This window comes from Shewanella gaetbuli (assembly GCF_023284065.1).
Classification (GTDB): domain Bacteria; phylum Pseudomonadota; class Gammaproteobacteria; order Enterobacterales; family Shewanellaceae; genus Shewanella; species Shewanella gaetbuli.
The window spans coordinates 194,239-207,335 of sequence record NZ_JAKIKP010000001.1 but is presented as its reverse complement, the minus strand read 5'-3'; the positions used below and the strand labels follow the sequence as shown (position 1 = coordinate 207,335).

Here is a 13,097-nt window from a genome sequence, read left to right as displayed (position 1 = left end):
TGGCTGAGTGCTAAATAAGTTGATTAAAGGTCGAATTCAACTTCATCCAACAACTTGACTGCTGCTTGATGGTTTTCAGCCAATTTGTAAATAGGCAAAGTATCAGCTTTGAATTCACCCCAAGAAGCGACAAGTTCTGATGGCTTAACATCTGCTTTAACAGGATACTCCATATTCACTTCAGCGTATGCTTGCTGTGCCACATTTGAAGTTAAGAAAGCCATTAATTTAACTGCATTATCTTTGTTAGGAGAATGCTTAGCTAAAGCCATGCCTGAGACATTGATGTGTGCGCCACGATTATCTTGGTTTGGGAAGTTAATGTAAACAGACTCAGCCCAGCTTTTTTGCTTTTCATCCATCAGCATTTTGCCATAATAATAGCTATTACCAATAGCGATATCACATAAGCCTTCTGTTACCGCTTTCACTTGTGCACGATCATTACCTTGAGGTTTACGCGCTAAGTTCGCTTTAAAACCTTGTAACCACGTTTTAGTATCCGCTTCACCGTGATGCGCAATCATAGACGCCACTAACGCCACATTATAAGGATGCTTACCACTACGAGTACAAATTTTACCTTTGTATTCTGGGTTGGCTAAATCTTCGTAGTTAATATCAAGTTTACCCACACGATCTTTTGAAGAATAAACATTTCTTACGCGCATGGTTAACGCGTACCAATCATTATCTGGAGAGCGATATTGTGCAGGAATGTTTTGGTTAATAGCCTCGTTGTTCACTGGAGAAACTAGATCTTTTTCCACCAGCTCCATTAATCGAGAAAAATCAGAGGTAAGCACCACATCTGCAGGAGATAAACGACCTTCACGGGCAATACGTTCAGCAATACCATCTTTGGCAAATACCACGTTGACTTTAACGCCTGTTTCTTGCGTAAACTGCTCAAGAATAGGCTCAACTAAAAAGGCTTGTCGATACGAATAAACCGTTAATGAGTCTTTAGCAACTGCCGAGCTGGCAACCGTTAATAAACCTAATGCTAACGCGCTTTTTACCAGTGTCATTTTTATCTCCCTTAAATTACTAACTTGTCTGAATGCAGAAAAGCCAGCATTGTCAGCTATTGAATATAGCAATGATAATAATTATCAATCGCGACAAAGATTAAATGATCAATAACAAAGGAGCAAGTAGCTGGGATAAAAAAATTGTGATGTGATGTACAGTTTTAGCAAAAAATGCGTTCGGTGCTAATATTGTCAAAAGAGAGATAGTGAGCTTACCAGTATTTTTCAACGGTAATTTGTCCAGGCGCTCGACGAAGATTTTTAGTTAACCCCAACTCTTCTAGCGTATTTTGCGCATCGGCTATCATACCTGGATTACCACAAATCATCACTTGTGAGTCTTGTGGATTAATGTCTAACTGGAGCTGTTTCTGCAATAAACCACTGTCTATCGCTTGTGGAATTCGGCAGTTTAAAGCCCCGTCATAGGACTCTCTGGTGACGATAGGCACAAAACAAAATTGTTCAGGGTATTGCTGCTGCAACTGTTGAATAATATTAATATAAGCAAGGTCTACAGCTAATCTAACCCCATAAACCAATACGACTTTTTCAAACCTTTCCCAAGGCTCTGGCGTTAATAGCATGGATATAAACGGCCCGACAGCAGTACCGGTTGATAACAACCATAAATGCTTTCCTTGCAATTCACCCTGTGGAATTTCATCTAATGTCATAAATCCACTGGCTTTAGGACTAACATCGATAGTGTCACCAATGGAAAGAGACTGTAATTGAGGGGAAAGTTGGCCATCTTCAACGGCCACCGCTAATACTTCGATAAAATCGTCTCCTGGAGCATTAACAATTGAGTAAGCTCGAGCGACTCTTTTATCCTCTTTTAATTGACTCAATTTTATAAACTGGCCAGCTATATATGGGGCGATAGGCGCCTTAATTTTCAAAGAAAAAAGCTTATCATTCCAGTCAACGCGCTGTATTATTTCGCCCTTAACCCACATAACTTATCCTCACTTTTGCTCACTATCGCTAGGAAGCGCCCTATCTTGTTTGAATTTATCTAGTCCAGTTTGAATTAATGCATAGGTTTCTTCAATGCCGGCAGCAATTTGTTTATTTAACACGTTTAATCCCGATAGAATGTCTTTTGCCTGACCAAACCCGACGTCAATCGCAGCAGATATTTTTTCCATAAACCCTGTTAATTGCTCATCATAGGTTAAATCGGGTTGTTGTTGCTGATGTAATGCAAAGTAGCCTGTCGCCGCAGTCACTATTCTGCTTGCAGTACTGGATGGAGAGTAATCAATTCCTGCAAAGGATGTTGAAAAAGGCCCCTCTTTTTGTGGGGTATTTTCACCTAATGCCACATCTAACTCAGCGTCAATGGCATCAATAGCACTCCTGAATAGTAACGCCATTGACTCATTACCGGCTGACAACATCACTTTTTCCTGGGCCGCTAATATTTGACCATTCATCAATCGTTTAGTCACTTGCTGAACTGACATGTTTGAAGACTCTTCAAATGACTTTGATTCAACTAGGTTATGACTGGCCTGGTCTTGTTGAGTACTTTGCGGTTTGCTAGCCGTTTTATCCACCGTAGAATACCCAGCAGGTTTGATATTCATAACATCACTCCAATTTAAAGACCTATTAAGACTATATCGGCTTTCAAAACTCTCACTAAAGCAATATTTGTCAAAATGCGTTTTTACAGTCAATATCATTCAGTATAGACGTTAATAAGGAAATTTATATGCAGCTTCAAGCATGGGTGATGTGGGGAATAGATCTATTTTCAGGGCTATTTTTGGTGTTTTTTTGGCTGTTAATAATCGCGGTAATATATATGTATGTCGCGGATAAATTACAAACTAAACAAGCAATTAGGCACAACTACCCCGTTATTGGCCGCTTTCGATATTTATTTGAAAAACAAGGAGAGTTCTTTCGGCAATACTTTTTTGCCCAAGATAGAGAGGAACTGCCATTCAACCGCGCCGAAAGAAGCTGGGTCTATCGAGCGGCAAAAGATGTTGATAGAACAATTTCATTTGGCTCAACACAACCATTAGACAAGCAAGGCAGTATTTTATTTCTTAACTCCGCTTTTCCAGTGAACGACAATAAGGCTCATACCCCCATAAAAATCACTGTAGGTGAAGCATGCTCAACCCCATATACCACAGACAAAATTTGTCATATTTCGGCAATGAGCTTTGGCGCACTATCCCGCCCTGCCGTAACCGCATTATCACATGGGGCTGCTAAAGCAGGGTGCTGGTTAAACTCCGGAGAAGGCGGCTTAAGCCCTTACCATCTTAAAGGAGGATGCGATTTAGTCTTTCAAATAGGTACAGCAAAATATGGTGTGCGGGATGATCAAGGAAAATTAGATCATCAAAAACTACAACATATCGCCGCACATGAACAAGTTAAAATGTTTGAAATAAAGCTCAGCCAAGGGGCTAAGCCCGGCAAAGGTGGAATTTTACCAGCAGTAAAGGTGACCGATGAAATAGCCAAAATTAGAGGCATTCCAGCAGGCCAAGACTCTATTAGCCCTAATGGGCACCCTGAGCTTGAAAACGTTGCAGATATTCTTGATATGATACATCAGGTTCGCCAAACGACGGGCAAACCTTGTGGAATAAAAGCGGTCATAGGTGATATTGAATGGGTTAAAGACTTATGTGATGAAGTTTTAAACAGAGGTATGCACTCGGCACCAGACTTTTTCACCTTAGACAGTGCGGATGGAGGAACGGGGGCGGCGCCACAAGCATTGATGGATAATGTGGGTCTACCTCTTAGGGAAAGCCTGCCTAAATTAGTAAACCTACTGGTTGAAAAAGGCCTAAAACAGCGGATAAAAATTATCGCTACTGGAAAAATGATCATGCCATCGTATGTTGCTTGGGCATTGGCGACAGGAGCCGATTTTATCGCTTCAGCGCGGGGTAATATGTTTGCATTAGGGTGTATTCAATCTTTGCAGTGCAATAAAGATACCTGCCCCACAGGCATAACGACTCATAATACCCGCTTACAACGAGGGCTAAATCCCAAAGATAAATCGGCACGTGTGGCTAGCTATAATCATTACCTTCATCATGACTTAGCCATGATTGCGAAATCATGTGGCGTGACAGATGCAAGACTATTAACCCGCATCCATGCCCATATTGTGGTCAGCAGCGGCGTGTCGATTTCATTAGACCAACATTATAAACATATGATGCCTTAACTCACTTAACACTATACGCAAAGGGTACGCCATACCTAAAAAGTATAACTTTGAAGAGTGAAAAATATAGGCTAGAATTATATTGAAGACTTGATCACATCTTTAACGAAAACATGGACCAGATCACAAGTCAATCTGACTCATGTCAGTTATTAAGGATAAACTTTTGAACTTGAAAATATCGCCATCAATTTTAAACAGCAAAGAAGCAAGTTTAAGCTGTGAAAACTGTGACCATCTTACAGAAATAGAAGGTGAGAAAGTGTGCTTTGATAATGGAAAAATCACTCGATTAAAGAAGCTGGAGACGACAAGTTATCAAACTCGATTAATTTGCCTTGGCTGGCAAAAAAAGTAACCCTCAAAAAACTCCAGTTTTAAATCAATAGCCTAGCCGTAAAACCACCCTGACACCTTACGGCTATCCCATGTTTAGTATCACTAAATAAGTAAATCTTTGTTTTCTGTTGATTTTATAATTTGCTCATTTTGGTCATCACCAGATTGCTTGCATAATGTGACACCACGAGTTGTTACGCGCAACCCTGCACATAACTCGTTATAAATATTATTAATTTCTTCTTCTGATAAATCCCGAGTTTTAAGCATTGCCATAATAGCAAACCAATCGGTATTTACTTTATGCTGAGTACCTTCTAAGGCTGCAATTAAAGGTAAATTCTGCATCAGCCATCTCCGTATGTAATTGGCGCTGTGTTACTAACAATATCAATGAAGTAAGCGCCATTATGGACTATCATTAACATAAGGTATATTGATTTAAATTTAAGGTAAAATATGAATTTATACAGCTAAATATCTATTAACTCAGCCTACTTATGACGATGCAACTCACTCATTTTCCATGCTGATAGTTAATAATAATGGATGATGTTGCCGTTCACAATCTCCCCAATATTTTACCTAATTTAACTAGTTTAATTAATTTAATTATACCTATATAAGTTAAATAAACACCATATTTAAAGCTTTACTGGCTATTCTGGTCATTAATTTGTGGTTGATTGCTCATTTTGGATTCGCCATAAATGCGAATAAAGTCCTCCCGCATTAATCAATTGTGTATGGTGACCTGTTTCAACCACTTTCCCTTGGCTTAATACCACAATCATATCGGCATCAATTATAGTCGACAGGCGATGGGCTACGACCAAACTAGTATGCCCCTTAGCCGCATCACGCAATGCATTCAAAATAGCTTGCTCAGATCGGCTATCTAAAGATGATGTCGCTTCATCAAATACTAAAAAAGGTGCTGACTTTAACACTGCTCTGGCAATAGATACCCGCTGCTTTTCGCCACCTGATAACTTTAAGCCACGCTCACCCACCTTGGTTTGCCATTTATCAGGTAATGATTCAATAAACTCAGTTAAATGTGCCACTTTAGCGGCATGTTCTATTTGTTGCTGAGTCGCTTCTGGCCGACCATAACGGATATTGGCATACAAGGTATCGTTAAATAACACTGTATCTTGAGGAACTATGGCAATTAATCGTCTTAATGATTGTAAAGACATCGCTTTAATATTTTGTCCATTAATGCTGATACAACCGCGGTCAACATCGTAGAATCTAAACAATAGCTTAATTAAGGTCGATTTCCCTGCCCCGCTGTCACCCACTACGGCCACTTTTTTACCCAAAGGCACCTCAAAACTCACCCCTTGTAAAATAGGTCGGTCGTTATATTGAAAACTCACCTCTTCAAACTTTAAGCTGCCGACATTGACCTCTTTTGTGTGCACACCCTCTGTATCCACCACTTTAGGCTGTTTATCCAAAATATCGAACATACGCTCAATATTGGCCAATGCGCCACGTATTTCACGATAGACAAAGCCCAAAAAGTTTAATGGAATAAACAGTTGCATCATAAAGGCATTTATTAGTACAAAATCACCTACGGTCATTGTTGACTGAGTGACCTCATAAGCGGCAAGTCCCATCATAGCGGTCATTGCCACTGCAATAATAAGTGCTTGTCCAGCATTGAGCGCAAATAACGATAATCGATTCTTCCGTTTAGCACTTTCCCAGCCCGCTAAGGCTTCATCATAACGTTTAGATTCATAAGACTCGTTATTAAAATACTTCACGGTTTCGTAATTCAATAAGCTATCTATTGCACGGGTATTCGATAGTGAATCCGCTCTTGCGGCTTCTCGCACAAACTCAGTGCGCCACTCTGTTGCCATGATCGAATAACCAATATAAGCCACTACCGCAGCAAACGTGATTAGCGAAAAGGCAATGCCATATTGATAAAAGAAAATCCCAATAACTAAGGTAATTTCTAGTAAGGTTGGCGCAATATTAAACACCATAAAACGCATCAAAAAGCTTAAGCCACTGGTACCTCGCTCAATATCACGCGACAAGCCACCAGTGCGCCTTTCAAGGTGAAAATCTAAATCTAATCGATGTAAGTGTTCAAAAACGGCTAAACCTAACCGCCTCATGGCTCTTTCTGTTACTCGACCAAACAGAGTGTCCCTAACCTCACCAATAATAACGTTTAAAAAGCGCACGGCACCATAGGCTAAAACCAAACCGATAGGGGCGGCAATTAATGCCTTTTGAGCATCAACAGCACTTAATGTATCAACAAGATCTTTTAATATAAAAGGTAAGCCTACACTAGCCAGCTTAGCAATAACTAAGCACGTCATTGCCAATGCAACTCTTAATTTAAATTCAAATAGATAAGGAATTAGTAAACTAAAAACCTTCCAATTTAACTTACCAACAGGTCCGTCTATGTAGGCAGATGGCCGCATGTTATCTCCATAGGCTAGTGTTTATTGAGGGGCTAGAATGTGAGTGTATATTTCAACGCATGGATGTGTATCGAGTTTGAAATTAATCATATAGTTAGTTTTATGTTAACGGCTAGCATTATTTGCGTCGATTAAGCTTCTACCCGCAATTGCGCGCGATAGGATAGTATGACCTTATTCAACAATAACAGCACAGGGCTACAATTCACTAACTCTGTTTTATCTAACCACTTCGCATGCGGCTGTTAATGACTCTATAAATACCTTACAAACTATGAGTGACACATTAGCAATAATAATTAATACGCATCGATACACATTGATACACAACGTTCTATTTGATATAAACCGAAAGACTTACTCAGACTAAAACTTATAGGATGAAAGCATTAATTTTATGTATCAATAACACAAATTATGCATTTTCTTCAAAATAGTAGTAAAGTCTGCGTTGGTAATTTGTTACTCTCTTGTCTGACTGGTTACAGGCACCTACTCAATTAGTAGTAAATATTAACTTGCGTTAAATAATTTGTAGGAAGTTTTATCGTGAATAGCACCAACACCACGTACCCACCATTGCAACTTATCCAAACCTGGGTTTGGATGATGATTGAATCTGGTAACCCTGAGCTGCAAGATAAAGGCCGCAACAACCTTATATCAGCATTTGGGACACTTGCTAAAGCAAACGAATACTTAGCTGAAAACTCAAAAAAATAAAGGCGCTAAAAAGCGCCTTTATGGTTTAAACAGTATTTGCTCATCTTAACCACAGATGAAATAAAACAATGTATTCACCTAAGCTCGGCGTGCAATCACGCTGTCGCTTAATGTTGCCAATAGTGACTCAGTATCGTCCCAACCTATACAGGCATCAGTAACACTTTGACCATAACAAGCTGCTTTGCCATCAATAATGTCTTGCCGACCTTCGACTAAATGACTTTCAACCATGACACCAAAAATACCACTGTTACCAGCCGAAATTTGCCCTGCTACATCTTTGGCTACAATCATCTGACGAGTATAATCTTTAGCACTATTCGCATGACTAAAGTCAATCATCACATTATCAGCTAAATCACATGCCGCTAATTGAGTTTGAATAGTTGCAACGTCGTCAGCACTGTAGTTTGGTTTTTTCCCACCACGCAAAATAATATGACAATCAGGATTACCTTTAGTAGAGACAATAGCTGAATGGCCAAATTTAGTCACAGATAAGAAGTGGTGAGGTGCACTGGCTGCACCAATCGCATCGATGGCAACTTTAATCGTGCCATCAGTCCCGTTTTTAAACCCTACAGGACAAGAAAGGCCCGAAGCTAACTCGCGATGAACTTGTGACTCAGTAGTGCGTGCTCCAATGGCTCCCCAACACATCATGTCAGCAACATATTGAGGCGTAATCATATCTAAGAATTCACCCGCCGTTGGGACTCCACTGTCATTTAAATCAACCAGTAATTTACGCGCGGTTCTTAAACCATCATTTAATTTGAAACTATTATCCATATAAGGGTCATTAATTAACCCTTTCCAACCCACTGTGGTACGAGGTTTTTCAAAATACACTCGCATAACTATTTCAAGCTGGTCTTTAAACTTTTCTCGCATGGTTGCCAAACGTTGGCCATATTCTAACGCCGCTTTAGGGTCATGAATCGAACAAGGGCCAATAACAACTAATAAGCGATCATCTTTCTTAGTTAGAATGTTATGGATATTCTCTCTGGCATTAAATACCGTTTCAGATGCTTTTTCAGAGGCCGGAAAACGCTCTAAGATTGCTACAGGGGGTAAAAGTTCTTTAATTTCGTTGATGCGAACATCATCATTTTGGTAATGCATAGATACGACTCCGGCTTTACAGGTCAATATTCAATCGATTTACAATTGTTTGCCTGTATTTATTCAAATTTAAACGCTATTGATATTAAAATTTACCCATTATCAAAAGACAAATCAACCAACTAATTATTTTTAACACATTAAACATATAACTAACTGTTTTCAATAAAATAATAATTTTAAATAATAAAGTTAAATTTCAAAACACAAACAACAACAGCCATTATCTAGCCTTAAAGCAAAACTGACCTCGTGCAACATCGCATAGCCCTGCTATAATTTAGTCAGGGCTAATGCTATTCATTGTAAAGTTAATTTTTCGCCCAAAATGGATTTCAATATGTGAGGTAAGAATTTTGCCATTATCGTTCCAACTTACCGATAACCACTCATCTCCCCTTAGCAAATACTTACCACATTGGACACTATTGTTATTGTTTTTTAGCTGTTCAAATGTGAGCTCAAAACCAATCACTTTCACCACCAGTAATAGTATCGAGCCCTACTTTTTTGTTGATCAACAAGGGGGGATTCAATACGAATTACTGGATGAAGCGTTAACAATGAGCCAATTAACATTAGCAGGAGTGACTTTTGCCACCAACCTTAGAGCGCTGAAGATGGTAAGAGACAAAGATATTGATTGCATTATTAATTCCCCAGCTAATACCGAGGATTTATTTCATACTCAAAGTTTAATTGAGTATCAAAATAGTGTGTTTTTTCTGACTGAACATCAATTAGACATTAATGAGTTAGATGATCTCCGCCGCTATCCGTTAGTGGGGTTTCAAAATGCAAATCAATTTCTAGGGCAAGCATTTTATAAGTTGTCTCAACTCCACCCTGATTATCGCGAGCTATCGAGTCAAAAAAGCCAAGTGCTCATGCTAATGAACAAACATACTGAAGTTATCATTTTGGAGCAGCGAATTTTTGCGTATTATCTGCAAGCCATTATGCCCACACTAAAATCTGTTCCCAAAGTCACTCAGGTAAATTTATTTCCACCAGCACCACGTTATATTGCTTGTCATAACGAGCAAACGGCAAAATTGGTAGATGATGCCATTACACAATTTAAACAAAGTCCTCAATACCAAGATATCATGAATAAACTTACACCCCTGACTCAAAATAATTAACCAACACCACTCGCCTCCCTCACATTCTATTTATGGAGTGGTAAGCGTTCACACGTCATCTAAATTTCATCGCTTGTAACTTACTTTGATAACGTCGTTTATTATTTTCATCTACGGTCAATGCTAACGCTTTTTGCATATTTTTTTTCGCTAAGCCAACATTTCCTGTTGCCCAATACGTTCGAGACAAACCAAAATAAAACTCGTGGCGATAATCCGCTTTTTCTAATGCCCGCTTGTACCACGTTAACGCCTGTTGATATTGTTGCTCAAAAAATGCTTGTTGCCCCATATCGTAATAATAAAAAGGGTTATTAATACGATTTAATTCCAAAATTTTATGCACTGCGGCCCATTCATCAAGCCGATTCTGTTCACCTAAAATCAGCGCTAAGTTAAACAGTGTGGTGACATCCTCTTGATTCACTTTTAACGCTGTGCGATAAGCCTGCTCCGCCTTAGCATCATCTCCTTTATGACGATAAATAACCGCTAATGTATTAATATTAGAACCAAAGCTTGAATCAATTTGAATGCTTTTCTTTATCAACGCATAAGCTAAATCATACTCTTGCTTCACTAATGCTTCTGCTGCAACATTGTTATAATACATGGCGGTCAACATCTGCTTATCAACCCGCTCACTGCTGTAACCTCTGATCGCTCTTTCGGGTAAAAAATCAATTAATAGCTTGTTCTCTCTGAACATCAATGCGTTGCTATTTTTAGTGGGGAATAACAGCAAATTGACATGACCATTCACCAAATAAAATCCACCACGTTTATCCCAAATAGGTTCGACATCAATATCTTGAAACTCCACAGGCACATTAAGCACTTCAGCTAACGCAGCCGACAATACCACCAATGACATACAGTTACCTTGGCGACTGGTCATGGTTTCGTGAGCAGGCCGAGTATAATGATCTCGATATTCAAAACCACCTTTTTGGGCACCAATATAATTAGCTAACCATTCATGGGGCGGTTGACTATGGTGCTTAATACTTTTATCCCGAAAATAAGCCTGTTTCACTTGTTCAATATCACTCGGGGGCAATGCATAGATGTCTTCAGGAGAGATAATATCGACAGGAGTAAAAAGCTCATCATAAAATAGTGCATCTATATCGACGCGACTTGCCGTTGACTTGGGAGTCGACTGACACCCCATTAGTAATGTGGCACAGAGTAATAATCCCCACATAACAATGCGTGAATCAGCCATTTTGACGTATTGGTTAACGGTATAAAAGTACATACCAACCCCTCTTAATCGAGATACGAATAAGATAAGTTTAGTCAAATAAGAAGATTTCAGCCAAAAGTCACCTATATCAACGTAAAACGCTGACAGGCTCTATTGAAGATTTATTGGCGCGGCGGGTCAATCTGTATGAATAACTCTTTGTTTTGATATTGATAAGGTCGATATGACAAACCTTGGCAATTAAAGTAACGATAAGGAACCGCCACCGGCATACAACCATTAGGCAAAGCTTGTAAAATTTGAATTTGTTGCTGCATTCTTAATGCTTCTTGCCACTCATGCTCTTTGGCGACTTGGTCTCTTACGGCAAACGCATCAAATGGTTCAGAAGACTTTCTTACCACAACTTGTCCCGCGATAGATTCAAAGCTCATTATAAAACCCACTATCAACACAGCTGACAACATTACGTTTTTCATGGTTCGATTTTCCACAATAGCGACTTTGACAATAATGAGTATAGCCCAAAAGCAAAAAGCAGAGCCATAGGGCTCTGCTTTAACAATATGCCACTAATACTGACAATTGTTAGCTTGCAGATTTAACACTTACAAACTCAGGGTAAGCATCAATACCACAATCAGAAGCGTCCATACCATTGTACTCTTCTTCTTCTGAAACTCGGATACCCATGGTCACTTTCAGGATATACCACACAACAAATGAAGCAGCAAAAACCCAACCAAATATCACAGCAGCACCAAATAATTGTGAACCAAAGCTTGCATCAGCATTTGATAATGGCACTAACATTAAACCTAGGAAGCCCGCGACACCGTGAACAGAAATCGCACCTACTGGGTCATCAATTTTAATACGGTCAAAGCCGATAATTGAGAAGATAACCACGCCACCAGCAACAAGGCCAATAACACCCGCCATGATTAGTGAAGGAGATAATGGGTCAGCAGTAATTGCCACTAAACCAGCTAATGCACCATTCAGAATCATGGTTAAATCAGCTTTACCCCAAACTACTTTACACACGATTAGCGCAGCAATTGCACCAAACGCCGCAGCAGAGTTAGTGTTTACAAAGATTTTAGCGACAGCAGAAGCGTTTTCAGCATCAGATACTAATAACTGAGAACCACCGTTAAATCCGAACCAACCCATCCATAAGATAAACATACCTAATGTAGCCATAGGTAAATTTGAACCAGGAATAGGATTCACTTGGCCATTTGCACCGTATTTACCTTTACGTGCGCCGAGTAATAACACACCTGAAATAGCTGCTGCAGCACCGGCCATATGCACGATACCAGAACCAGCAAAGTCAACAAAACCGGCTTCAGAAACAAAACCACCGCCCCATGTCCAGTAGCCTTCAATAGGATAAATAACACCCGTTAACACGACAGAGAAGGTTAAGAAAGCCCAAAGTCTCATACGCTCAGCAACTGCACCTGAAACAATAGACATTGCAGTGGCAACAAACACAACTTGGAAGAAGAAATCTGACTCTAATGCATGGTCAGCGCCTTCAGCTTGGGTACCAATTAAGGCTGCAAATGATGGGATGATTCCGCCTTCAGCGTTATCAACATACATAATGTTATAACCCACAAGCAGATACATCACACAAGCAATAGAATATAAACAGACGTTTTTAGTTAAAATTTCAGTGGTATTTTTAGAGCGAACTAAACCCGCTTCTAACATGGCAAAACCCGCTGCCATCCACATTACTAATGCACCTGAGATTAAAAAATAGAAGGTATCTAACGCAAAGCGCAATTCGCTAACGGTTAGTCCTAATTTTGCTAATTCTTCCAT

The 13,097-nt window shown here is 39.6% G+C and carries 12 protein-coding genes; 3 read left to right on the top strand and 9 right to left on the bottom strand.

Features of this window, described 5'->3' with window-relative positions:
- Positions 1-23: 23 nt before the first annotated feature.
- The 3 genes from L2672_RS00890 to L2672_RS00880 form a co-directional block, all read right to left on the bottom strand.
- Positions 24-1,031 (bottom strand): Fe(3+) ABC transporter substrate-binding protein, encoded by a 1,008-nt coding sequence (locus L2672_RS00890; RefSeq protein WP_248993945.1) that lies wholly within the window; start codon positions 1,029-1,031, stop codon positions 24-26.
- A gap of 215 nt (positions 1,032-1,246) precedes the next feature.
- Positions 1,247-1,996 carry a ferredoxin--NADP reductase gene (locus L2672_RS00885; protein ID WP_248993944.1) on the bottom strand — a complete coding sequence of 250 codons (750 nt, stop codon included), beginning with the start codon at positions 1,994-1,996 and terminating at the stop codon, positions 1,247-1,249.
- Between the two features lie 9 nt (positions 1,997-2,005).
- On the bottom strand, positions 2,006-2,629 hold the full coding sequence (locus tag L2672_RS00880; protein WP_248993943.1) for a DUF5610 domain-containing protein: 624 nt from the start codon (positions 2,627-2,629) through the stop codon (positions 2,006-2,008).
- A 128-nt stretch (positions 2,630-2,757) separates the two neighbouring features.
- On the opposite strand from L2672_RS00880, the gene L2672_RS00875 reads away from it, so the two are divergent.
- The gene (locus L2672_RS00875; RefSeq protein WP_248993942.1) at positions 2,758-4,248 is read left to right on the top strand and encodes an FMN-binding glutamate synthase family protein; all 1,491 of its coding nucleotides are present in this window, start codon (positions 2,758-2,760) and stop codon (positions 4,246-4,248) included.
- 441 nt (positions 4,249-4,689) lie between these two features.
- Here the strand turns inward: L2672_RS00875 and L2672_RS00870 are convergent, their stop codons facing one another.
- Positions 4,690-4,935 (bottom strand): hypothetical protein, encoded by a 246-nt coding sequence (locus L2672_RS00870; protein ID WP_248993941.1) that lies wholly within the window; start codon positions 4,933-4,935, stop codon positions 4,690-4,692.
- Positions 4,936-5,258: 323 nt separating this feature from the next.
- Positions 5,259-7,049: an ABCB family ABC transporter ATP-binding protein/permease gene (locus L2672_RS00865; RefSeq protein ID WP_248993940.1), complete on the bottom strand. Its 1,791-nt coding sequence runs from the start codon at positions 7,047-7,049 to the stop codon at positions 5,259-5,261.
- 549 nt (positions 7,050-7,598) lie between these two features.
- Between L2672_RS00865 and L2672_RS00860 the strand changes: the two genes are divergently transcribed.
- Positions 7,599-7,772 (top strand): hypothetical protein, encoded by a 174-nt coding sequence (locus tag L2672_RS00860; protein WP_248993939.1) that lies wholly within the window; start codon positions 7,599-7,601, stop codon positions 7,770-7,772.
- 78 nt (positions 7,773-7,850) lie between these two features.
- Here L2672_RS00860 and aroG read toward each other — a convergent pair whose 3' ends face one another.
- Positions 7,851-8,903, bottom strand: a complete 1,053-nt coding sequence (gene aroG / locus L2672_RS00855) for a 3-deoxy-7-phosphoheptulonate synthase AroG (RefSeq protein WP_248993938.1) — start codon at positions 8,901-8,903, stop codon at positions 7,851-7,853.
- 455 nt (positions 8,904-9,358) lie between these two features.
- On the opposite strand from aroG, the gene L2672_RS00850 reads away from it, so the two are divergent.
- A complete protein-coding gene (locus L2672_RS00850) occupies positions 9,359-10,048 on the top strand; it encodes a substrate-binding periplasmic protein (RefSeq protein WP_248993937.1) in 690 nt (229 codons plus the stop codon).
- 55 nt (positions 10,049-10,103) lie between these two features.
- On the opposite strand, the gene L2672_RS00845 is transcribed toward L2672_RS00850, so the two are convergent.
- The 3 genes from L2672_RS00845 to L2672_RS00835 form a co-directional block, all read right to left on the bottom strand.
- Complete coding sequence (locus L2672_RS00845) at positions 10,104-11,276, bottom strand: tetratricopeptide repeat protein (RefSeq protein WP_420833120.1); 1,173 nt, start codon at positions 11,274-11,276, stop codon at positions 10,104-10,106.
- 143 nt (positions 11,277-11,419) lie between these two features.
- Positions 11,420-11,725, bottom strand: coding sequence for a hypothetical protein (locus tag L2672_RS00840; RefSeq protein WP_248994290.1), 306 nt, complete (start codon positions 11,723-11,725; stop codon positions 11,420-11,422).
- Positions 11,726-11,846: 121 nt separating this feature from the next.
- Positions 11,847-13,097, bottom strand: coding sequence for an ammonium transporter (locus L2672_RS00835; protein WP_248993935.1), 1,251 nt, complete (start codon positions 13,095-13,097; stop codon positions 11,847-11,849).

Coding starts and splice junctions, on each gene's coding strand:
- L2672_RS00890 (WP_248993945.1), bottom strand. CDS start 1,031: ATGACACTGGTAAAAAGCGCGTTAGCATTAGGTTTATTAACGGTTGCC.
- L2672_RS00845 (WP_420833120.1), bottom strand. CDS start 11,276: ATGGCTGATTCACGCATTGTTATGTGGGGATTATTACTCTGTGCCACA.
- L2672_RS00885 (WP_248993944.1), bottom strand. CDS start 1,996: ATGTGGGTTAAGGGCGAAATAATACAGCGCGTTGACTGGAATGATAAG.
- L2672_RS00835 (WP_248993935.1), bottom strand. CDS start 13,097: ATGGAAGAATTAGCAAAATTAGGACTAACCGTTAGCGAATTGCGCTTT.
- L2672_RS00840 (WP_248994290.1), bottom strand. CDS start 11,725: ATGTTGTCAGCTGTGTTGATAGTGGGTTTTATAATGAGCTTTGAATCT.
- L2672_RS00875 (WP_248993942.1), top strand. CDS start 2,758: ATGCAGCTTCAAGCATGGGTGATGTGGGGAATAGATCTATTTTCAGGG.
- aroG (WP_248993938.1), bottom strand. CDS start 8,903: ATGCATTACCAAAATGATGATGTTCGCATCAACGAAATTAAAGAACTT.
- L2672_RS00870 (WP_248993941.1), bottom strand. CDS start 4,935: ATGCAGAATTTACCTTTAATTGCAGCCTTAGAAGGTACTCAGCATAAA.
- L2672_RS00880 (WP_248993943.1), bottom strand. CDS start 2,629: ATGAATATCAAACCTGCTGGGTATTCTACGGTGGATAAAACGGCTAGC.
- L2672_RS00865 (WP_248993940.1), bottom strand. CDS start 7,049: ATGCGGCCATCTGCCTACATAGACGGACCTGTTGGTAAGTTAAATTGG.